General features: G+C 44.7%; 18 protein-coding genes, 1 pseudogene and 1 riboswitch. Of the genes and pseudogenes, 5 read left to right on the plus strand and 14 right to left on the minus strand.

Going from position 1 to position 21662, the window contains the following annotated elements; all coding sequences use genetic code 11:
• The first annotated feature begins 29 nt into the window (after nt 1–29).
• A riboswitch (TPP riboswitch) is annotated at nt 30–131 on the plus strand.
• 269 nt (nt 132–400) lie between these two features.
• On the plus strand, nt 401–1717 hold the full coding sequence (locus ACFPRA_RS10425) for an acetylornithine deacetylase (RefSeq protein ID WP_381433762.1): 1317 nt from the start codon (nt 401–403) through the stop codon (nt 1715–1717).
• Between the two features lie 90 nt (nt 1718–1807).
• Here the strand turns inward: ACFPRA_RS10425 and uvrA are convergent.
• From uvrA to ACFPRA_RS10455, 6 genes and pseudogenes are all read right to left on the minus strand, one after another.
• A pseudogene (uvrA, locus tag ACFPRA_RS10430) lies at nt 1808–2074 on the minus strand (ABC-ATPase UvrA); the annotation flags it as partial.
• Between the two features lie 103 nt (nt 2075–2177).
• Entirely contained in the window at nt 2178–3911 is a 1734-nt protein-coding gene (locus ACFPRA_RS10435; RefSeq protein WP_381433765.1) for an ABC transporter ATP-binding protein, read from the minus strand.
• Between the two features lie 253 nt (nt 3912–4164).
• Nucleotides 4165–4446 carry a hypothetical protein gene (locus ACFPRA_RS10440; protein WP_381433768.1) on the minus strand — a complete coding sequence of 94 codons (282 nt, stop codon included), beginning with the start codon at nt 4444–4446 and terminating at the stop codon, nt 4165–4167.
• 9 nt (nt 4447–4455) lie between these two features.
• A complete protein-coding gene (locus ACFPRA_RS10445; protein ID WP_381433771.1) occupies nt 4456–4842 on the minus strand; it encodes an SHOCT-like domain-containing protein in 387 nt (128 codons plus the stop codon).
• An 11-nt stretch (nt 4843–4853) separates the two neighbouring features.
• On the minus strand, nt 4854–5219 hold the full coding sequence (locus ACFPRA_RS10450) for a DUF2089 domain-containing protein (RefSeq protein ID WP_381433775.1): 366 nt from the start codon (nt 5217–5219) through the stop codon (nt 4854–4856).
• Between the two features lie 241 nt (nt 5220–5460).
• Nucleotides 5461–6636 carry an aminotransferase class I/II-fold pyridoxal phosphate-dependent enzyme gene (locus tag ACFPRA_RS10455; protein WP_381433779.1) on the minus strand — a complete coding sequence of 392 codons (1176 nt, stop codon included), beginning with the start codon at nt 6634–6636 and terminating at the stop codon, nt 5461–5463.
• 435 nt (nt 6637–7071) lie between these two features.
• Between ACFPRA_RS10455 and ACFPRA_RS10460 the strand changes: the two genes are divergently transcribed.
• From ACFPRA_RS10460 to ACFPRA_RS10470, 3 genes are all read left to right on the plus strand, one after another.
• Nucleotides 7072–8013, plus strand: a complete 942-nt coding sequence (locus ACFPRA_RS10460) for an agmatinase family protein (protein WP_381433782.1) — start codon at nt 7072–7074, stop codon at nt 8011–8013.
• A 94-nt stretch (nt 8014–8107) separates the two neighbouring features.
• On the plus strand, nt 8108–8752 hold the full coding sequence (locus ACFPRA_RS10465; RefSeq protein ID WP_381433785.1) for a helix-turn-helix transcriptional regulator: 645 nt from the start codon (nt 8108–8110) through the stop codon (nt 8750–8752).
• Nucleotides 8753–8886: 134 nt separating this feature from the next.
• Nucleotides 8887–10155, plus strand: coding sequence for an Nramp family divalent metal transporter (locus ACFPRA_RS10470; RefSeq protein ID WP_381433788.1), 1269 nt, complete (start codon nt 8887–8889; stop codon nt 10153–10155).
• Between the two features lie 54 nt (nt 10156–10209).
• Here ACFPRA_RS10470 and ACFPRA_RS10475 read toward each other — a convergent pair whose 3' ends face one another.
• From ACFPRA_RS10475 to ACFPRA_RS10485, 3 genes are read right to left on the minus strand one after another with little or no spacing between them, the layout of a single operon-like run.
• Nucleotides 10210–11436: a Zn-dependent hydrolase gene (locus ACFPRA_RS10475; protein ID WP_381433791.1), complete on the minus strand. Its 1227-nt coding sequence runs from the start codon at nt 11434–11436 to the stop codon at nt 10210–10212.
• The gene (locus ACFPRA_RS10480) at nt 11433–12188 is read right to left on the minus strand and encodes an L-2-amino-thiazoline-4-carboxylic acid hydrolase (RefSeq protein ID WP_381433794.1); all 756 of its coding nucleotides are present in this window, start codon (nt 12186–12188) and stop codon (nt 11433–11435) included. The genes ACFPRA_RS10475 and ACFPRA_RS10480 overlap by 4 nt, the downstream gene beginning before the upstream one ends.
• A complete protein-coding gene (locus ACFPRA_RS10485; RefSeq protein WP_381433796.1) occupies nt 12176–13393 on the minus strand; it encodes a trans-sulfuration enzyme family protein in 1218 nt (405 codons plus the stop codon). Before ACFPRA_RS10485 ends, ACFPRA_RS10480 begins: the two co-directional genes overlap by 13 nt.
• Nucleotides 13394–13523: 130 nt before the next feature.
• On the opposite strand from ACFPRA_RS10485, the gene ACFPRA_RS10490 reads away from it, so the two are divergent.
• The gene (locus tag ACFPRA_RS10490) at nt 13524–14393 is read left to right on the plus strand and encodes a LysR family transcriptional regulator (protein ID WP_381433798.1); all 870 of its coding nucleotides are present in this window, start codon (nt 13524–13526) and stop codon (nt 14391–14393) included.
• Between the two features lie 203 nt (nt 14394–14596).
• Here the strand turns inward: ACFPRA_RS10490 and ACFPRA_RS10495 are convergent, their stop codons facing one another.
• The 5 genes from ACFPRA_RS10495 to ACFPRA_RS10515 form a co-directional block, all read right to left on the minus strand.
• Nucleotides 14597–15298, minus strand: a complete 702-nt coding sequence (locus ACFPRA_RS10495) for an AIM24 family protein (protein WP_381433801.1) — start codon at nt 15296–15298, stop codon at nt 14597–14599.
• Nucleotides 15299–15576: 278 nt separating this feature from the next.
• Nucleotides 15577–16779 (minus strand): acyl-CoA dehydrogenase family protein, encoded by a 1203-nt coding sequence (locus ACFPRA_RS10500; RefSeq protein WP_239389870.1) that lies wholly within the window; start codon nt 16777–16779, stop codon nt 15577–15579.
• A gap of 14 nt (nt 16780–16793) precedes the next feature.
• A complete protein-coding gene (locus ACFPRA_RS10505) occupies nt 16794–17948 on the minus strand; it encodes a CaiB/BaiF CoA transferase family protein (protein WP_381433805.1) in 1155 nt (384 codons plus the stop codon).
• 258 nt (nt 17949–18206) lie between these two features.
• Nucleotides 18207–19655, minus strand: coding sequence for an NAD-dependent succinate-semialdehyde dehydrogenase (locus ACFPRA_RS10510; protein WP_381433809.1), 1449 nt, complete (start codon nt 19653–19655; stop codon nt 18207–18209).
• Nucleotides 19656–19682: 27 nt separating this feature from the next.
• A complete protein-coding gene (locus ACFPRA_RS10515) occupies nt 19683–21659 on the minus strand; it encodes a hydantoinase B/oxoprolinase family protein (RefSeq protein WP_381433813.1) in 1977 nt (658 codons plus the stop codon).
• Between the last annotated feature and the right edge of the window lie 3 nt (nt 21660–21662).

The raw sequence follows: 21662 nt of genomic DNA on the forward strand, positions 1-21662 counted from the left end.
TGGTGGAGATAGATTCATTTCAATCCTAATCGATACCCTAGGGGTGCTGTCAAGCTGAGAGAGACCTATGTGCTCAACCCTAATGACCTGACCTAGATAATGCTAGCGTAGGGAAGTGGTAAAACTTGTTCACGCATTTTTCGTTGTGCGTTCAACCACTTTCCATTCTGTGAAAGTGGTTTTTTATCTTCATTCAGCGGAAGACTCCCACCTCTGTAGGTGGCGAGATGAATGCTAGTTTTGTTTCCTGTTGAATGGGTGTTCAAATGCCCGCTGAAAGAAGATAAAGCCTCCGGCGGATGTCACAGATTTTGAAAGGAGTCAATCGAGCAAGCTCGCTTCAAAATCTGGACGCAATTACGCCGAGGCGTAATTGATTTCAAATATGGGAGGAATGTTTATGCGCTCAATTGAGCAAGTCATTGCACGAGTAGAACAACGACAAGAGGAGTTAATCCATCTTACAAAGACGCTGATTCAGTTCGAAACGCCAAGCCCGCCAGCCCGAAACACGAAAGAAGCACAGGAATTTATTGCTAACTTTTTAAGAACACTGGACTTTGCAATCGACCAGTGGGATGTGTATCCTAATGATCCAAACGTTGTAGGTTTATTAAAAGGGACAGATGCCAAACTACATAATAGCCTTATCATTAACGGGCATGTCGATGTAGCTGAAATTGACGAACAGGAGCAATGGGCTACAAGCCCCTTTCAACCGACGATTCAGGACGGACATTTGATCGGACGAGGCGCGGCAGATATGAAAGGCGGATTAGCCGCTTCCCTGTTTGCCATCCAATTATTGAAAGAAGCCAACCTCGAACTTGCAGGCGATTTGATTTTCCAATCTGTAATTGGTGAAGAAGTTGGCGAAGCCGGAACGCTGGCGTGTACACAAAGAGGCTATACTGCCGATTTCGCGGTCGTTGTCGATACATCCGATCTTCATATCCAAGGGCAAGGCGGCGTCATCACCGGATGGGTGACGATCAAAAGCCCAACAACACATCATGACGCTACGCGAAGAAGTATGATTCACGCAGGTGGTGGTCTCCACGGTGCAAGCGCCATAGAAAAGATGATGAAAATGATTGCTGGATTACAAGACTTGGAACGACATTGGGCTGTTATGAAAAGTTACCCCGGATTCCCAGCCGGCTCCTCAACCATTAACCCTGCCGTCATTGAAGGTGGCAGACATCCAGCTTTTATCGCGGATGAATGTCGATTGTGGATTACCGTTCATTTTTATCCCGATGAAACACATGAACAAGTAGCAGAAGAAGTCGAAATGCATTTACGTAAAGTCGCCGAAAGCGATAGTTGGTTACGCGATAATCCACCGATATTTGAATGGGGTGGGACGTCGATGATTGAGGACAAGGGTGAGATCTTCCCTTCATTAGAAATAGACCCAGAAGCGCCCGGCGTCCAATTATTGTCACGTTGTCACGAATCCCAATTGAACATCCCAGCCATTGTCGATTACTCCCCTACCGTTACAGATGGTGGATGGCTTGGAGATGCGGGCATCCAAACCGTTATTTATGGTCCCGGAGATTTACAAAACGCGCATGCGGTAAATGAAAAAGTCCGCATTGAACAGCTCGTGGATTTTACAAAAGTGATGATTCGGTTCATTTATGAATGGTGTAACACCCCGAAAAATGGGTTAAGTGATACCCCTACCCTTCAAAATATTAAATACCAATGATGATTTTATACGGTTTAATTCCCGGGTAACTTTATCATTTGCCTCATGTATGATAATAGAGAGATCCACTGAATTGTAGGGAACTTTATCGCAGTTTTCACAAGGGCGTTCACCGATTTTTTCGTAGATCAATCGCAAATACGTGTACATATCGGTGACTGTGCCGACCGTCGAACGCGGATTGCGGTTCGTGACATGCTGCCCGATACTGATGGAAGGGGAAAGCCCGATAATCGAATCGACATTCGGTTTGCTAATGGCGTCCGTTGTCAAACCGCTGGACTCCATATATTGTCTTTGACACTCCCGTTGCAAAATATCCATCGCAAGAGTGGATTTGCCGGAGCCTGATGGACCAAGGTTTGACCCTATTTAAAAAGAGTGCCGAATCATCGAGATTTGGCACTCTTTTTGTGTGTTCAATTGGTTTTATTGCTCCCCTAAGGGGTACTGTATTTCATTACGCCAATTGCTGCTCAGCAAATTCCCGGTATAGCGCATGGGATTGCGTCAATTCGTGATGGGTTCCCATGCCTGTCACTTGCCCGTTTTCAATGAAGATGATTTTATCTGCATCGACAATTGTGGATAGCCTGTGGGCGATAACAAATGTTGTGCGTCCCTCCATTAATCGTGTCAGCGCTTCTTGCACGACACCTTCCGATTGGCTGTCAAGACTTGCGGTCGCTTCGTCCATCATCAATATTTTCGGATCTCGCAAAAAGGCACGGGCAATGGCGATCCGTTGTCTTTGACCGCCTGACAATTTCACTCCGCGTTCCCCTACTTCAGTATCTAATCCTTTCGGGAAACTTTTGATGAATTCATCAGCATAGGCCATTCCCGCGACATCCCATAACCGTTCGTCTGAAATGTTTTCCATCTCTTTCAAGCCATAGCATAAATTTTCACGGATTGTGCCGGCCATCATGGCACTTTCTTGTGAGACATAACCGATCTGACTGCGCCAGGACGCCATCGATAACGCTTTGACCGGCGTATCGCCGATTCGGATCTCCCCTGCCGTTGGTTCATAAAAGCGTTCCAACAATCCGAACATCGTCGTCTTGCCGCCGCCACTCGGACCGGCAAAAGCGACCATTTCACCAGGTTGTGCTTCAAAGGAAATGCCATTCAGCACCGGTTCGTCCGCTTCATAAGCGAAAGATACATTGGCAACGTGAACCGGTTTGTTGGCGATATCCATTTCCAATCCATCCTGCCCTTCTTCCAACGGCAATTCCAAAATATCGATGATGCGCTCTGTGGCTCCTTTCGCTTTTTGAAGTTGCGTAAAGAACATGGCAAAAGAGGTGATCGGAAAAATGATCTGGAACAAATAGAGCAAAAATGCGACAAGTGCACCTGTTGTCATCGTTCCATTCGCCACACGCATCCCGCCATAGCCGATGATCATGACAATGACTATCATGACGACTAAATACATAAGTGGAGCAATCAGCGCCGTAATACGGGCTTCCTTCAATCCAAATCCAAGCAATTTCCCAATACCGGCTAATCCTTTCGCCTCTTCATTCTGTTCGGCATTGGATGCTTTCATTAAGCGGATTTCACCAAGCGTCTGTTGGATTTGGCCCGTAAACACCGCTGTTTCATCTTGCAACCCCCGTGAAATTTTCGCCATTTTCGTACCGAGCGGAATCATGATGGCGACTGTAATCGGCACAGAAATTAACATAATGAGCGTCATTTTCCAGTCCATGATAAGTAAAATCGTCACCGCACCGATAATCGAAATGATGCCCGTGATAAATTGTGGAAAATGTTGCGAAATCAATTCCCGCACGATTCCCGTATCATTGACAACACGACTGACCGTTTCGCCGCTCGTTTCCTTATCAAAATGGCTGACAGGCAAGCGGATCAGTTTTGTCCACATCCGATCGCGCAACCGAGCCACCACTTTTTGTCCAACATAACTGAGTGAGTAAATGGAAATCCCGTTAATGACTGCTTGAACGATAAAGGCCGCCCCAATCCCAATCATCAGCGGAATGCTTAAAGAAGCAACTTCAAAACCGTCTACTAAATTTTTCGTCAGCAACGGAACAACCAGCCCGGCTAGCGTAGTGAGAACACTTGCCGTTAAACCAACAATGAGTGCCAGTTTGGGGATTTTTGTAGATAAAATAAGTGTAAAAAACGGCTTTAAACCGCCTTGTTTCTTTTCCAATATACAGAACTCCAATCCTTTGACTCATATTTGATTCATTCATCTTAATAAACAAATGTAAACTCAATATAAATTGAAAGACTCATTTTGAATACAGCCATGTGAAAAGAATTGGCGAGGCGTTAGAGGCCAATAATAGCAGAAAAAAAGAAGCCCCCTCAACCACACCGGTGAGAAGACCATTCAAGATCTGACGAAAGAGGTTCCTTCATTTATTTTTACTAATCGGACTGGATGTCATTCGTCAATCAGCTTAGAGCTTAATCCTAACTTCCGTACCATCCTTCGCTATGACATCGACTAGCTCAAGCCCCCTATGTCTTTTCAGTTCGTTTACGATGCTTTTGAGTTCCTTTTTGTTTAGTGGCGGCATACTAAATGCTTGTTCTTTTTCCTTCGTAGACTCCTTCACCCATTTGTTAATAAGACGATTCACTGCTTTCGACGAAAGTATGGAAATGCCTAGCGTCAGAATGAGGTAAGGTACCGGAATAAAGAGTCTTACTTTTGACATTTTCACCTTTACATGCAACATCTGACCACCTTATTCAATCGTCACGGAAATCGTATCGCCATTTGCAGATTTCACATCAACAATTTGACCATCTAATTCATTCTCAATCGCTTCTACAAGTAAGCCAATATCGATTTCCTTCACGTACTTTTCCGATTGTGGAATGCTAGCAGCGATATTATGTCCTGCCAACAAGACAACTTTAACAAGTTTAATGGGCACATTGACTGAAATGTTGTCATTTTCCGCTGATACAACACGGACTTTCAGCATTTTGTCTGCATAGGCAGGTGATTTTGATACAGGGGTGCTGCCAACTTCCCGTTCATTTAACACTTGGATGAGTTCAGATGCCTTCTCCGCATCAACTTTCCCTTCCTGCACCATCGTTAACACCTTTTCGATTTCAGCATTCATAGCTTTCCCTCCTATTCATCTTTTAAGAGCCTAATTGCTTCTTCCGGCGTTATTTCTCCACTTTCTAACATCGCAACGACCTTTTTCTCGTCTACTTCACTTTTCTTCTTTGTCTCGTATCCAAGGGAGCTGACCACGTCATTTAACTTGCCTCGAACCGTCGGATAAGAAATCCCAAGCTCCTTTTCAACTTCTTTAATATTCCCCCTGCACGCTAGAAATACTTCAACAAAACGAAGTTGATCACTCGATAGAGATGCCAATTTAGATAATTCAAATTCATTTTCAATAGTTGTATGACAATGTGAGCAATGAAGTCTCGTGATTTTTAATGTTTCACTACAGACAGGACAATGACTAATAACTGGATAGGTCATGATGAAGTGTAGTTCCCTCCTCCCATTTGTATTCATCGTATAGCAAAGAATCAATAAAATCAAGATTAATTTTCAATAAAATTAATTTTAACTTCAACATATTTAATTACTGGCATAAAAATAATTAACATTTTAAAAGTCACATTCAACCTTTGCTTCCTCCCCCTTTCATTTTGCACGCAAAAAAGTTAGGAAGGACATCTATACGCATGTCCTTCCTAACCTTATACAGACCATTCATTTAAGCTTTCATAAAAACTTCTAGTTTGCTTAGTTGTTCAACAGCTTTTTGCAATTCTTCCACACTTTGAATGAGCGCCAATCGAACATACCCTTTCCCTTCCGTCCCAAAGATACTTCCGGGTACCATGACAACGCCGCAATGTTCGATTGCTTTAAAGACAAATTCCTTATCATCCATGTCAAATGGATATTTTGCCCAGACAAACATCCCTCCGTTTGAAGGTGCTGCCGACCAGCCGATTTCGGTCAAACCATTCATCAATACATGATGACGCGCTGAAAATTCTCTCCTTAAACGGTCCGTAATTTCTTCTGCATGATCAAGCGCTGTTACGGCCGCTTCTTGAATCGGTCCAAATGTCCCGAAATCCAAATTCGATTTCAACTCTTTAAAAATACGGATTACCTCTGCATTGCCGACAATATACGCAATGCGGGCACCCGCAAGACTGAAGCTTTTGGATAACGAATTGATTTCCACTCCGACTTCCATTGCCCCTGGTGTGGACAAGAAACTGATCGGAGAATCGCCTGCAAAGTAATATTCCGAGTAAGCTGCGTCATGGAGGACAAGAATATTATGCTTCCTTGCAAAAGCCACAACCTTGTCAAAGAATTGTGCGTCCGGTATGGCTGGAACTGGATTCCCTGGCAAATTTAAAATAAGGATCTTCGCCTGTTGTGCAACGTCTTCTGGAATGGCATCCAGATCAGGTAAAAAGCCATTTTCCGCTCGCAACGGCATTTCGTATGGAACCGCCCCTGCTAGCTTTATGCCTGCTTCGTACGCTACATAAGCGGGGTTTGTCGTCAAAACGATATCCCCTTCATTACAAAAAGCGAGTGGCAAATGGACCAAACCTTCTTGGGATCCCATCGTTTGAATGATTTCCGTTTCTGGATTTAGCGTTACACCCGAACGCCGTTTATAGTAACTGGCGACGGCTTCATGGAACCGTTTTGTGCCGCCAAGAGTGTAGCCATATGTAGTTGCTTGAGCGCTTTGTTCCGCTAATACCCGTCTCACTTTTTCATCCGGCGGCAGATCGGGACTTCCAAGACTTAAGTCAACCGTTTCTCCACCCGTCGCTTTTTTGGCTTCGGCTGCCGCTTTCAAGTCTGCAAAAATAGCGGGTTCAAAAATAGACATTTTTAACGAAGGTTCAAACTTCATTGATAAGCACTCCTTAATGGTTAAGAAATTATTTTTAAGAGTAATTTTATCATAATCTACGACGCGATTGATCAATTGCGTCTCAAATAATTGCATTCACCATTTATTTCCTACTCCCAAACTCCTAGTCATAATTTTTCCATATAAGGAAAATTACCGAGGTATATCATCCTATACTTTTAAAATTATTAAAGTAATTTTCAAGACCAAAAGCAACTTTTAATTTTTTTAAAACTTCTCTCCACCCTACAAACAATAGATAAAACAAGCGTTAAAAAGGTATTCAAGGCAACAACAAGACTTAAATCCAAAGCATCCCTCTCAATTCAACTTTTAAAATCATAAAAATCAATTTGACTTTTTTTAAAAAAGAGAGTACGATTCAATTATGGATTAACAAAATTATAGTACAATTGTGAAAGGGATTGAATATATATGACTACTACTTTATACGGAAACACTCCTTGCTTTCTCGGCGCAAAAAATATCTCTAAAGATCAATCTTTTGAAGGTATCGATGCAGTTGTTTACGGAATCCCTTGGGAAGGTGCAGTAACATGGGGCGACTATACCGGCTGTGAACTCGGACCGAAAGTGATGCGTCTCACATCTGGACGATACAGCGGCTATTTACCTGAACTCGACCATATTGATGTATTTGAACATGTGAAATTGGGCGATATCGGTGACATCGATGTTGTACCTGCCGATGTCGACGAAACAATGACACGCATTACAAATTTCACTCGTAAGCTTTGGGATAGCGGAAAATTCCTCATCGGATTGGGCGGAGATCACGGGGTAACTTTCCCGATCGTGAAAGCGCTTGCCGAGTCAGGCAAAAAAGTAGGGATCATTCACCTCGATGCGCATTATGATAACTTGCCATCCCATAACGGTGACCAATATGCACGTTGCAGTCCATTCGCTCGACTTTACGAGCAAGAAGGCGTCAGAAATGAAAGCATCATTCATACAGGCATTCACGGACCTCGTAACGAGCCACAAGCTGGACGTAATGCTAAAGAAGCCGGCGCTGTAACAGTCACAGTTAACGATATCCGCAACGCGAAGGATTTAAAACAGCTAGCAGTTGAATTGCATGCAATGGCAAGCAAAGACGTGGATTGTGTATACTTGAGCATTTGCAGTGACGTCCTCGATTTTGCATTTAACCCAGGTGGACCCGTTGACGGAAACGGATTGACTTCTTACGAATTGCTCACACTTGTTCATGAAATTTGTAAACAAGGTGTTATCGGTATGGACTTCGTTGAAGTTTATCCTCAACAGGATTCAAACCAAAATTCAGCACACTTTGTTTCAACAGTTGTGTTATATGCACTTGCTGGTGTTATCGCTAACAAAGCTGAATGAAAATAATGTTTGCCGATACTATCGTTATCCCCTACAATAACAGGAAGAATTAAAGTAAACTTCCAAATGATTTTTAAAGAAATAGGTGATAACGTTGGAAACTACACATGATGAAAATCGTAAAATCCTAGATCGCTATAAACCGATTGCCGATATGATTTATGCAACATTTGGCAGCAACTGCGAAGTCGTCGTGCATGATTTGCAAAACGTTCAAGCGTCTCTCATCTATATAAAAGGGACTTTGACGGGCAGAGAACTTGGGGCACCGACAACTGAAGTCATCTTAAAAGAATTGCGGCAACACGGCAAGCAAGTAAAAGATAAACTCGGCTACACAACGCGGACAAAGGAAGGCAAACTAGTTAAAACATCCATTTCCTTCATCCGAAATGATCGTGCAGAAGTGATCGGTTTTTTAGGGATTAACTTTGATATCACGGCCTTTTCAATGGTCAATCAAATTATTAAAGATTTTTCCTCCACGACGGATTTCGATCATGCCGATCATCATTCAAACGAATCATATGCAAAAAATATTGAAGAAGTCTTCGACCATTTAATCAACACGGCACTTATCGAGACAGGCGTTTCACTCCAGGAAATGTCGAGAGAAGATAAAATCCGGTTCGTTCAAAACTTAGAAGAAAAAGGAACTTTCCTCATTCAAGGTTCAACTGAACGAATCGCAAAGGTGCTTAGTGTATCGAAGCAAACCATTTATAATTACTTGGAGTAAATGAGCATCCACAATCCAATGCCCGAGAACTATACCTGTAACAACAAGGCTTGTTACAGGTATCTTTCCCTCAAGGGTGACTGAATTTTACAAACGACAGCAAAGAGAATGTGGAGAGAAAAGGGGGAAAAGAAATGACACGTATTGAAGATGTAAATGTAAACGCAAACATGTCTAAAGAAAAAAAATCTTTCACCGATAGACTGAAAATAATAGGCCCAGGGGCGATCATTACCGCATCCTTTATCGGACCTGGTACGGTCACGACCGCAACACGTGCAGGTGCTTCATTCGGATTTGCACTTTTGTGGGCAGTTCTCTTCTCTATTATCGCAACGATCGTTTTGCAAGAAATGACTGCGCGACTAGGGATCATCACTCGGAAAGGCCTCGGTGATGCAGTTCGGGAACAATTCACGAATCCGATCTTAAAATACGGTTCGATGTGGCTCGTCATGATTGCCATCAGTGTCGGTTGTGCAGCTTATATGGCTGGGGACTTGCTCGGTACTTCTCTCGGGATTACGACGCTAACGGGAGTTCCTTCGAATATTCTTGGTCCGATCATCGGGATTGTCATTCTATTTCTTGGTTTGAGCGGTAGTTACAAATTGATCGAACGCGTTATGATTACCCTTATCGTCGTTATGAGTTTTACATTCATTACAACAATGATCATCGCAAAACCTGATCTAGGTGAACTATTCAAAGGGGCATTTATTCCATCTATGCCTTCCGGTTCAATTATTATGGTTATCGCGCTTATCGGAACAACGGTTGTTCCTTACAACTTCTTCATGCATTCCACGATGGTGCAAGAACGTTGGAGTAAGCCTTCCGATCTAAAAGAAGCACGCTGGGATACAATCATCTCCATCAGTATTGGCGGTCTGATTACAGCAGCGATCCTAATCACTGCAGGTGCAATGATCAAAGGTATGGAAGTAACAAGTGCAGCGGATTTGTCCGTTCAACTTCAGCCAATATTAGGCGATTGGGCAAAGGTGTTCATGAGTCTTGGCTTGTTTGCGGCTGGGTTCTCTTCTGCGCTCGCATCACCACTTGGAGCAGCGATTACGGTAGGCAGCGTTTTGAAATGGGAAAACGGTATGAAGGACAAGCGATTTAAAGCTGTGTTCATTACGATTATGGTCATCGGGATCGTTTCGTCCGGTCTCGGATTCAACCCACTCGATGTGCTACTCTTCGCACAAGCTTTGAACGGTATTTTATTGCCAGTCATCGCGATCTTGTTATTAATTTTTATGAATAACAAAAAACGTCTCGGTGAGTATACGAACTCATTGAAAGCAAACATCTTCGGCGGCATCGTTGCCTTAATTTGTACAGGCCTTGGTCTTTACAGCTTGATTGATGCAATTAAAGCTTTCATGGGTGCCTAAGTATAACTACAAACAGAGTGCTAGATCCTAATGGATCTAGCACTCTGTTTTCGTTTATTCACTAGCAAGAGCTAACACTGTTTCATATAAGATTTCTGTACCTTTTCCACAGTCCTCTATTGAACTCCATTCAGCTGGATTGTGACTGATCCCGTCTTTGGAACGGATGAAAATCATCCCGATCGGGCAATAATCCTTGAACTGCATGCCATCATGTCCGGCACCGCTCGGCAATACGAAAGATTCAACATCCAATTTGTTACATGCCGCTTGAATAACGTTTTGAATCGATTCAGAACAAGGAACCGGTTCAACCCGCTGCATGGTTTCAAGCTTCAATTCGACAGCCCGTTTACGGCTTACTTCCAGCGCATGAGCTGTTATGCTTGCTTCAACCTGATCGCGGGTTTTTTCATCGATATCGCGAAGATCGAGCGTGAATGCCACTTCAGCCGGAATGACATTGACCCCGCCCGGTTTCACGGAAATCTGTCCGATCGTCGCAACGGCATTCGGATATTTTTTCGCTTCCGCTTCTATAAACTGCATCATTTCCGCTGCTGCCATGAGTGGATCTTTGCGGATCGCCATTGGTGTCGCACCCGCATGACCGGCTTCTCCGGCGATGGTCCATTTCATCCAAAGGGGACCAGCAATTCCTGAAACGATACCCACTGCAAGACCACGCTGTTCAAGTACCCGCCCCTGTTCAATATGCAACTCCACATACCCTTTAACGGAAGATGGATCTTTTGCCGCATCCTTATACTGCTCCGGATTGAGCCCGACTTCTTTCATCGCTTCTGCAATCGACACGCCATTCGCATCGCGGTGTTGCAACTCCTCGTTCGTTAATATGCCAGCAAGACCACGGCTACCGATCATTCCGAAACCGAAGCGGCTCCCTTCCTCATCCGTAAAGGCATACACTTCGATTGGATGATCATGCTGGATTTGCTGCTCATGCAAGGTTTGAACAACTTCGATGCCTGCGATGACGCCAAGTGCTCCGTCAAACCGCCCGCCATCTGGAACCGTATCGATATGCGAACCGATCAGAACAGCTGGTGCATCCTTACGCTGCCCTTCTTTTCGGCCAATCAGATTCCCGACAGCATCTTCTCGTACCGTCATCCCCGCCTCTTTCATGTAGGAAGCAACCAATGCTTTCGCTTCCCTCTCTTCTTCTGTAAAAGAGAAGCGGGTAATTCCGCCACTCACTTGTTTTCCAAACTCGCTTAGTTCCACTAAACGGTTCCACAATCGTTCTTGGTTGATCATCGACTCGCCTCCACTTTCGTTTGGTCCTCCTCTTTCATTTGAAATCGGAAATGACAGACGCCTTCTTTTAACACGTATTGATCATGGATCACTTCAAAATTCGGGTTGAACCCTTTTGCGATCGATGGGTCGATCATATGGCAGTACAAAATCCCGAAGTCTTCCATCCCATCTTTTTTCCACTGTTCTGCAAAGGCACATTTCGTGAACGTTTGTTCAATTTCAGTCGGATGGAATAGCGTTTCATATTCAAACAGGTCACTGCGGCCCATATCATAATTGGACAAGTAATGATCCATCGTATTCGGCTTCCCGACGGCAGCGGCACGGCGCGCGATGTCCCGGCCACGTTCCTCGCCGAATGCACCGACACTATCCATCATCGCTTTTTCCCCTTCTTCTTTGCCGTAACGCTCTACGATAGCTTTTGCAATTTGGGCAAATAGCTTCGCCATAATCGCAAACATCGTCCATGGCTCTTTGCCTGCTTGCTTTTGCGCTTCACTGTATGCAAGAAACGCTATCTCAATTTTACCATCATCAAACAGTTTGTCGAACGAAAATAGCATGTTTTCTGTTAACTGTCCATTCAATTCAGCAGATTGTTCATCGACTACCTGTTGAACCCCTGCCCGTATTCTAGCCTTTCCTTCTTCTCCAAATCGAGTTGTGACGATATCCACGATATGCGTCATCAGTTTAGCCGTAATGGTATACATCGTTACCGGTGTCAAGTTTGTTATTTCGCCCATGCGTATGCACTCCGTTCTGTATGGTTTACTTGCTCGAATGCTTGTGTTAAATCTTCAAGGATATCCTCTATGTCCTCAAGCCCCGCAGAAAGACGGATCAAGCCATCTGTAATGCCTGCCGCTTCCCTTTCCGCTTCAGGTATCGACGAATGCGTCATTGTTGCCGGATGCTGAACGAGCGTTTCCGGATCACCCAAGCTGAAAGAGATCATCGCTAATTGCAAAGCATCCAAGAAAGATTTTGCCGCCTCGCCTCCCCCTTTCACTTCAAAGGATACGATCCCGCCCATGCCGTTCATGTGCTTTTGCGCAATCTCATACTGTGGATGTGATTGGAGACCTGGATAATAGACTTTGTCTACCATCGGATGCGCCTCAAGAAAGGCTGCAATCTGTTCAGCATTGCTGCAATGCCGTTCCATTCTTACACTGAGTGTTTTCATCCCCCGTAAGATTAAAAATGCATCCCAAGCGCTCAATACTTGTCCTAAATCACCCATAATTTGTTGGCGCATGAACTGGATGCGTTCTGCATTCGCCACAATTGCGCCGGCTACGACATCCCCGTGCCCGTTCAAATATTTGGTCGCACTATGAATGACGATATCCACCCCTAAATCGAGCGGCTTTTGCAAGTAAGGTGACATAAACGTATTGTCCGCAATGAGCGGAATTTGATAGTGCTTCGTCACTTGCGCAATTGCTTCAATATCCAAAATGGTTAGCATCGGGTTGGATGGCGTTTCAATATAGACCGCTTTTGTATTTGGCTGCATCGCTTCAACAATGTTTTCTACATTTGTACAATCGACTAAACTGTACGTAATTCCACAGCGCGCTGCCAATGTCGTTAAAAAGTGGTACGTTCCGCCATATACATCTTTTGTAACAATGAGATGATCACCATTTTGTAATACGCTAAACAGCGCAGTAGAGATGGCTGCCATTCCCGATCCTACGCAGAGAGCTGCTTCACCATGCTCAAGTACCGCCATTTTCTCTTCCAACGCGCGCAGCGTCGAATTCCCATACCGCCCGTAATAAATGCCGTCCCTTTTCCCGGCTACTGTATCGGCAGCAGCCTCAAGATTTCCAAACGAATAGGCAACTGCCGGTACAATCGGCTGAGCGACAGCACCTGTCTTCCTCTCCGAAGCATGTTGATCATGGATAAGCGTCGTGCTCATCCCCCACCTTCTCATCATCTTCCAACCTCCTATGGTTCTTAATTCACTAATTATTCTTATCTCTATTATAAAATCTCTCTTTTACATAAATCAAATGAATAGTTATAATAAGAAGTATGAATAAAATTAATAGTTAAAGGTGAGTTAAATGTCACTAATCAAATTTGAGATTTTTAGAACCGTTATAGAATCGGGGACTCTTTCAAAAGCCGCAGAAACGCTGAAACTTACGCAATCTGCAGTGAGCCATGCCATCGCAAGCCTTGAAAATGAATTCGGCTTTACATTATTAATCCGAAATCGTTCAGGCGTCATTTTGACGGAAAACGGTTCAAACATGCTGGCTTATATGGAAGAAATGTTGAAGCTTAATGAACAAATGATGCAAGAAGCTGCCAAGATCAACGGAATTGAAACAGGCGTTGTCCGAATCGGAACGATTCCAAGCGTATCCATCCAATGGATTCCGTCGATTATTAAACAATTCCGAGAAGCGTTTCCACTCATCGACTTGAAGCTCTATGAAGGAAACTATGATGAAATCACCCAATGGATTATGGACGGTAAAATTGATTTCGGCTTTCTTTCACTACCTGCTTCCAAATCATTTGAGACGATTCCTATCAAAAATGATCCCTTGCATTGCATCGTGCCAGATTCACATCCGCTCTTTCATCACGATAAAATCCAGTTCAAAAGCCTGGATAAAGAACCATTTATCATGCCGAAGTCAACGATCGATAATGATGTGAGGAGGATCTTAAAAAAACACAACATAAACCCTCATGTACAATACGAAATCGCAGAAGATCAGGCAATCATTTCTATGGTACAAAATGGACTCGGTATCAGCATTCTGCCATCGATGATTTTATATCGCCTTCCTGTAAATGTCCGTGCCATCCCATTGGAAAGCAATGTCTATCGCTCCATAGGAATAGGAGCGACTTCGTTTACACATATTTCGCCAAGTACGAGAAAATTGGTGGAATTTATTCAAAAACAGTTTCAGGAATGAGCGCTTGATCGCTTATTGAAGAAATATCAGCGTTCGAAGCACAGTTATCAGCGTTCAACGGTCATTTATCAGCGCTTGCCACTCGTTTATCGGCGCTTAACGGTCACTTATCAGCAAAACATGACCTTTGGCCTATCTCATCCCCAAGAAAAAACCTTGATGGGAGCCGACTCTCATCAAGGTTTTTCCATCTTCACCTTCTATCAAGACGAAGAACCATTCCCTGTCATATACACCTCTTCAAATGGCTGAATGATGACAAACCCCTCACCTGAAAACTCCATCTGAATTGATTCTCCACTACCACGGCCAAGGAATGTTCTGAAACTGATATCTGTTCGGAATTCCGGTTCTAAGTGGCCGGACCAGGCGACGGTTGCATTCGGGTCCGTGATGACAGGTGCCCCTGGCCGGACGAGTAGCGTCAATGGTTCGAAATGTGTGGTGATCGCTACTTTGCCCTTGCCCCGTAACTTCACATTGAACAGTCCGCCAGACATCATGCCTGCCACTTTCCGCATCAATTTTATATCCCATTCAATACTTGGTTCAAATGCCAGCAAGTCATTGCCATTCACCGTGATTGACTCATTGTCCAAATCGAAAATGGTAATCTTTTTTCCTTGATCCGCCAAATACAAACGGCCATTGCCTGTCGCTTTCATTAATGAAGTACCTTCACCTGTGAATGCTTTTTTGAACATCATCCCCACCCCATGCTCAAGCATTCGCTCCCGCTCGAATTTAATATTTCCTGTATAGGAAACCATCGAACCGGTCTTCGCCCACACAAGGTCTGTTAAATTCACTTCTAAAATACGCGGTGTTTCCAACTCAAAATACTCGCTCTCCCGCTCATCCTGCTTCGTCTGTTTAATGAACTCGTTAATCGTATATTTCCCCATTCATAACTCCCCTTTCGCACACTCTAACTGCCTATACATACGTTGGAATCCAATAAAAGATTCAAACGATTAGTTTTCCACACCATTTTTTTGTGAAGTCGCAGAAATATCGGCGCCCAGTTCACAGTTATCGGCGGTCGCCCCTCATTTATCAGCGGTTACAGCCGATTTATCGGCGCTTATCCGTCAATTATCAGCGAAACATGACCTTCAACCTAGCACTCCCCAAAAATAAAACCTTGATGAAAGACTTCCCATCAAGGTTTTATTTCCATATTTCAATTATATTGCAGTTCTTCTTCCCAAGCAGGAAGCATTTTACTTAATTGCTTATCTTCACGGTAGCCAAGGACATATTCTGCCTGCATAATCGTATGAATTTCACGCGTCCCTTCGTAAATGACGGGCGCTTTCGAGTTGCGTAAGAAACGAGCAACTGGGTATTCATCCGAATAACCATATGCACCGTGGATTTGAAAGGCGTCATCCGCTGCTTTGTTGGCAAAATCACATGCCTGCCATTTCGCAAGTGAGGTCTCACGTGTGTTTCGTAAGCCTTTATTTTTCATTTCACCTGCACGGTAAACGAGAAGGCGGCTCATCTGATAACCCGCTTCCATATTAGCGATCATTTGCTGAACAAGTTGGTGTTTGCCAATCGCTTTGCCGAATGTTTCACGCTGATGGCAATATTTCACGCTTTCTTCCAGACAGCCCATGATCAATCCGACAGCCCCCGCTGCTACTGTAAAGCGTCCGCTATCGAGTGCAGACATCGCAATTTTGAATCCTTCCCCTTCTTTTCCAAGCAGATTCTCCGCCGGAATCCGCATATCTTCGAAGAATAATTCCCCGGTATTACCAGCGCGAATACCATATTTCCCTTTAATCGCTTTAGAAGAGAAGCCCGGTGTCGTCCGTTCAACGATGAACGCACTGATGCCAGAGTGTTTTTTCGATTTATCCGTATAGGCAAAAACGAGGAAATGGTCCGCGACATCGCAAAGTGAAATCCATGTTTTCTGCCCATTCAATACATAATGATCCCCGTCGCGCACCGCCGTTGTCGCCATCCCAGCAACATCCGATCCAGCACCCGGTTCCGTCAAGCCGAAAGCGCCAATTTTCTCGCCCTTCGCCTGCGGCACAAGATATTTCTGTTTCTGCTCTTCCGTCCCCCATTGCATGAGCGTCATCGAGTTCAACCCAATATGGACGGATACCGCCGTCCGGAATGCTGTATCCCCGCGTTCCAATTCTTCACATAGAATCGCTAGTGAATTATAATCCATCCCACTGCCGCCATATTGTTCAGGCACACAAACGCCCATAAACCCGAGATCCGCAAGCTTCTTCCAAATCGCTGGATCAAACCCGCCTTCCGAATCCCATTTCTGAATATGCGGCATGATTTCCTCATCCACAAATTGACGCGCCGTTTTTCTTAATAATTGTTGTTCCTCTGTAAATTCAAAGTTCATATCAACCACTCCTATTATTTGTTTTTTTCGAATAAGTTTCCGATGATTTCGTCGTTATGTTCTCCGGGACTTGGCGGGTGATGTTTTACGGCAACCGGTGTCCTTGATAGCTTTAATGGACTGCCGATCATTTTGATTGTCCCCGCCGTCGGATGTTCGTGTTCAATGAACATATTGCGCGCTTGAAGCTGTGCATCGTTTACGACTGCTTCCAAGTTCTGAATCGGTCCTGCTGGAATATTTTGCTCTCGGCATTTTTCGTACCAATAGGCAGTTGATTCGCTCAAAAACTCCTTTTGCAATAAAGGAACCAATTCCTCCCGATGCAATACGCGATCCGGATTCGTGAGAAAGCGCTTGTCATCCGCATACTGCGGTACGGTCAACACCGTACATAACGCTCTGAACTGGTGGTCATTCCCGACCGCAATGACCATCTCGCCGTCCGCCGTCCGGAATGTCTGATACGGTACGATGTTGGCATGCTCATTGCCAAGCGCCTTCGGGATCTTGCCTTCCATTAAATAATTGCTGCCGATATTCACAAGCGCACTCACTGCAGAGTCATACAGCGAAATATCGATTTTTTGCCCCTTTCCAGACTGAGCCCGTTCCACTAACGCCGCTTGGATCCCGATACAAGCGTATAAACCAGTCAATACATCCGTAATGGCGACACCTGATTTCTGCGGTCCCGATTGATCCGTCCCCGTAATACTCATCAACCCGCTCATCGCCTGGATAATAAAATCATAGCCGGGCACATGCCGATCCGGACCTGTCTCCCCGAATCCCGTAATCGAACAGTACACAATGCCAGGATTAATAGCTTCGAGCGAGGCATAACCCAGGCCGAACCGCTCCATCGTCCCCGTTTTAAAGTTATGGATGATGACATCACTTTCGCTAACAAGTTTTTTAATGATGTCAACGCCTTCAGCCGATTTCAAATCGACCGTGATCGCCTTTTTGTTACGATTAGCACTTAAATAATAAGCACTGACTCCATCTTTAAAAGGCGGTCCCCATTTACGCGTATCATCGCTTCCCCCCGGTCCTTCCACTTTGATCACTTCGGCACCTAAATCACCCAAAATCATCGTGCAGTATGGCCCCGCAAGCACTCGCGATAAGTCGAGAACCCGAATATTCTCTAAAGCTCCAGACACATTCCCACCCCTTTCTTCAAAGAACATAAAAAGCCAGTCCAAAGAGACTACAGGTCACCTGTTAGTCAAATTGAACTGGCTTGTATCTGTGTTGGATAACCCGGTAAGGCTTTTAACAGATTAGGCAGCAATAGCTATTCATTTCCCTTGTTGCAATCGATCATGTGTAATGAACGTTTGTACGTTTCAACATGATTCGTTACTTATCATTCTACTACAATCCTCTAATTTTGTAAATATTCAATTATCACTTCATAATTAATTCACGCCAATCGAAACAAATTGCGTCTCCAAATAGTCTTCAATTCCTTGTCTGCCGCCTTCCCTCCCGATCCCGCTTTCCTTCATGCCGCCGAACGGGGCTTGGACTGCTGTCGGAACGCCGTCATTCCAACCGACAATACCGTAGTTCAGTTGTTCAATCAGTTTTGTACCAGCTGATACACTTTCCGTATAGACATAAGCAGCCAGACCATATTGCGTATCGTTCGCGAATGCAACCGCTTCTTCGACCGTCTCTACTTTTTGAATAGGCGCAACTGGTCCGAATGTTTCTTCATGCATGACAACCATCTCCGGAGTAACGTTACAGAGTACAGTCGGCGCGTAGAAATTTCCTTTGGCATCGTCTAGCGGGGCTCCACCCGTTACGAGGGAAGCTCCTTTTGACAAAGCATCTTCTACATGATGAGCCACTTTTTCTAGACTCGCTTGATTGATGACCGGCCCGATTTGGACCGTTTCGTCGATGCCGTTTCCGACTTTCAATGCCTTGACGGCCGCCGCAAATTTATCGACGAAGGCATCGTGAATTCCAGCTTGTACGTAAATCCGATTGGTACAGATACAGGTTTGGCCGGCATTTCTGAAAGCCGAAGCGACGACACCCTCTACTGCCGCATCCAAATTGGCGTCATCGAGGACGATGAACGGGGCATGTCCGCCGAGCTCCAGTGATAATCGTTTCACTTGATCTGCACTTTGTCGGATTAACATTTTTCCGACTTCCGTCGATCCAGTGAACGTTACTTTCCGGACTTTTTCATTTTCCATAATCGCTTTCCCGATTTTGGACGAAGAACCTGTCACTAAATTGATAACGCCTTTTGGAAAGCCTGCTTTTTCACATAGCTCTACCAATTTGACGGCCGTCAAAGGACTCTCTCCGGATGGCTTAATGACGATAGTACAGCCAGCCGCCAATGCCGGTCCTATCTTCCTTGTTAGCATCGCTACCGGGAAATTCCACGGCGTGATCGCGGCCACGACACCTACAGGCTTCCGCCATACTTGTAATCGTTTGCCCGGTGTATGGGTAGGAATCGTTTCCCCGTAAACCCGTTTCCCTTCTTCCGCAAACCATTCCAAATAGGCCGCGGCAGACACAACTTCACCCCTAGACTCATTGATGGGTTTCCCCATTTCCAGTGTCATTGTTTTTGCCAATTCCTCTTGGTGCTCCAACATTAATGCATGCAGCCTTTTTAAATGCTCAGCCCTTTCGTAAGCCGTTGTTTGTGACCATGTTTGGAACGCCTCATAAGCAAACTCGATCGCTTCATTCGTTTCCGCTTCACCGCCATTCGGTACGCACCCGACAACTTCCCCATTTGCCGGATTGAGCACGCGCAATTCGGCCAGGTCTTCTCCGACCCATTTCCCGTTTAGATACATCAGCGACTGTTTTGTTTTCAACTCTTGTTTCATATGCACGACACTCCATTCTGAATGTAATTAGCCCCAGTGCGGAACCATTCTTTCTTCCAGCATTTCACGATATTGCTGCGTGGATTTCGGCAACACTATTTTCTGTTCATGATCAAATACAACTCCATATCTTCGAATCAAATCATACGAATCGATTGAGCCATTCAAATACAAGCTTTCCACCTTTTCGATATCCTCGCGCAACCACGCTTTCCGTTTTTTGCGGATTTTAGCCCTAGCAAGGATGGTCGCTTCTTGATCAATTTTAAAAAGGTCTATATCTCTATCGATTTCTTTAATGACTACACCATAGTCTTTTTCAGCTCGCTCAATGGAGACATATTCGTCAATCACGTCTTCCAGTACAGCCTCCGGATCTCTTTCCAAAGGATCTCCAAGACCACCGCCTCCTGCTGATGGTCTGACGAACGAATCCCCACTTTTCACTTTGACATTGGAAAAAATTGCACCGAGAAATTCCTGTTCAGCCGTTTCAGGATTTAACCAGGCTCCATGCGGAGAAGAAGGCAACCCACCGGAAATCCCCCATGTCACCGATCGGGAACGGTCGCAGCAATAAGACATAACGGTATCCGCAACAGCTGTCAGCGTTCCGCCTTTTTCAACCCCGCACCCACCCCGGTATTCTCCCGGCCCACCTGAGTCGGTTATAATTTCATGCTTCGTCGTGATAACCGGCGATAGCCTTTCCTGCCCTTCGCAAGGCTGGATACTTAACCCGACCCCGAATACAGGTGACATGGCATTGGCCCCGTCTCGTTTATTGCGTCCACCATGTCCGCCTGCCATCCAGTCATACCACATGAAGTAATCTTTTTGCTCTTCTCTCGTATCCCAACCGCCGATGAGTAAGTATTCCAAGTTAAAAGAACAGGCCAATGCTCTTTCCGGAATGATCGCGGACCATAATTCAAAACAGGCATTCATGATTTTTTCATAGGCACCTGAACAGAAACCTGTCACCGCAATTGGATAAGGAGCATTAACAACTGAATCTTCAGGCAAATGAACATGGACGACCCGGTAAAATCCAGAATTCAACGGAATATCCGGAAAAAATGTTTTGGTACCCGCATACGCCGCGGATAGCGATGCCCCAAAACCTGCATTCAAGAAACAACCGATATAGGCGTGTGATCCACTTAGATCATAAAATACTTCATCATTTTTGATGGTCATTTTCACATGGATAGGAATCAATCCATCCCCGATTTCCGGGTCCATATCAATATAATCCGTCGTTTCCCAGGTCCCATCCGGCAACCCTTTTATATGCGTTCTTGTTAGGCGTTCCACATACTCTTGCACTTCATCGAAAGCGGTTAAAACCGTTTCAATTCCATACTTGCTAATTAATGCTGCCAGCTGTGTCTCCCCTACTTTGGTCGCTTCGACTTGTGAACGAAGATCCCCAAGCCGTTCTTCAGGCACACGCATATTGGCCACCAGCATATTTGCTACGTCCTCTAAGTAAACGCCTTTACTATAAATCCGCAGCGGTGGAATCCGCAGACCTTCCCCAAAATGGTCTTTCGACTTAATATCGAATGATCCGGGAACGGAACCGCCCATATCCGCCCAATGCCCATTCACTTGCATGAAGGCAATGACTTTTCCATCATGAAAGACAGGCTTAATGACTCGTGTATCATTGAAATGCGTACCACCCCGATAAGGATCGTTGATTAAAAATACATCACCGGGATGAATATCATCTTTAAAGTCTTCGATAATCGCTTTGGCGGTTAAATGCAATGTACCAACATGGACAGAAATATCTTGTGTCCCCTGCATGACCGTATTTCCTTCTGCATCACAAATAGCCGAACTGAAGTCGCGGTTATAAATAACAAACGAATAGCATGTTCTGAGGATTTGTTCCGACATCTGATCCACTAAATTCACAAACGCATTTTTCAACACTTCGAATGTCACTGGATCCAGTTTACTTTGAAAGATTGGTTGAGTTGAAGTTGTCGACATGCT

It is taken from the genome of Sporosarcina soli (assembly GCF_042655805.1).
GTDB classification, from domain to species: Bacteria; Bacillota; Bacilli; order Bacillales_A; family Planococcaceae; genus Sporosarcina; species Sporosarcina soli.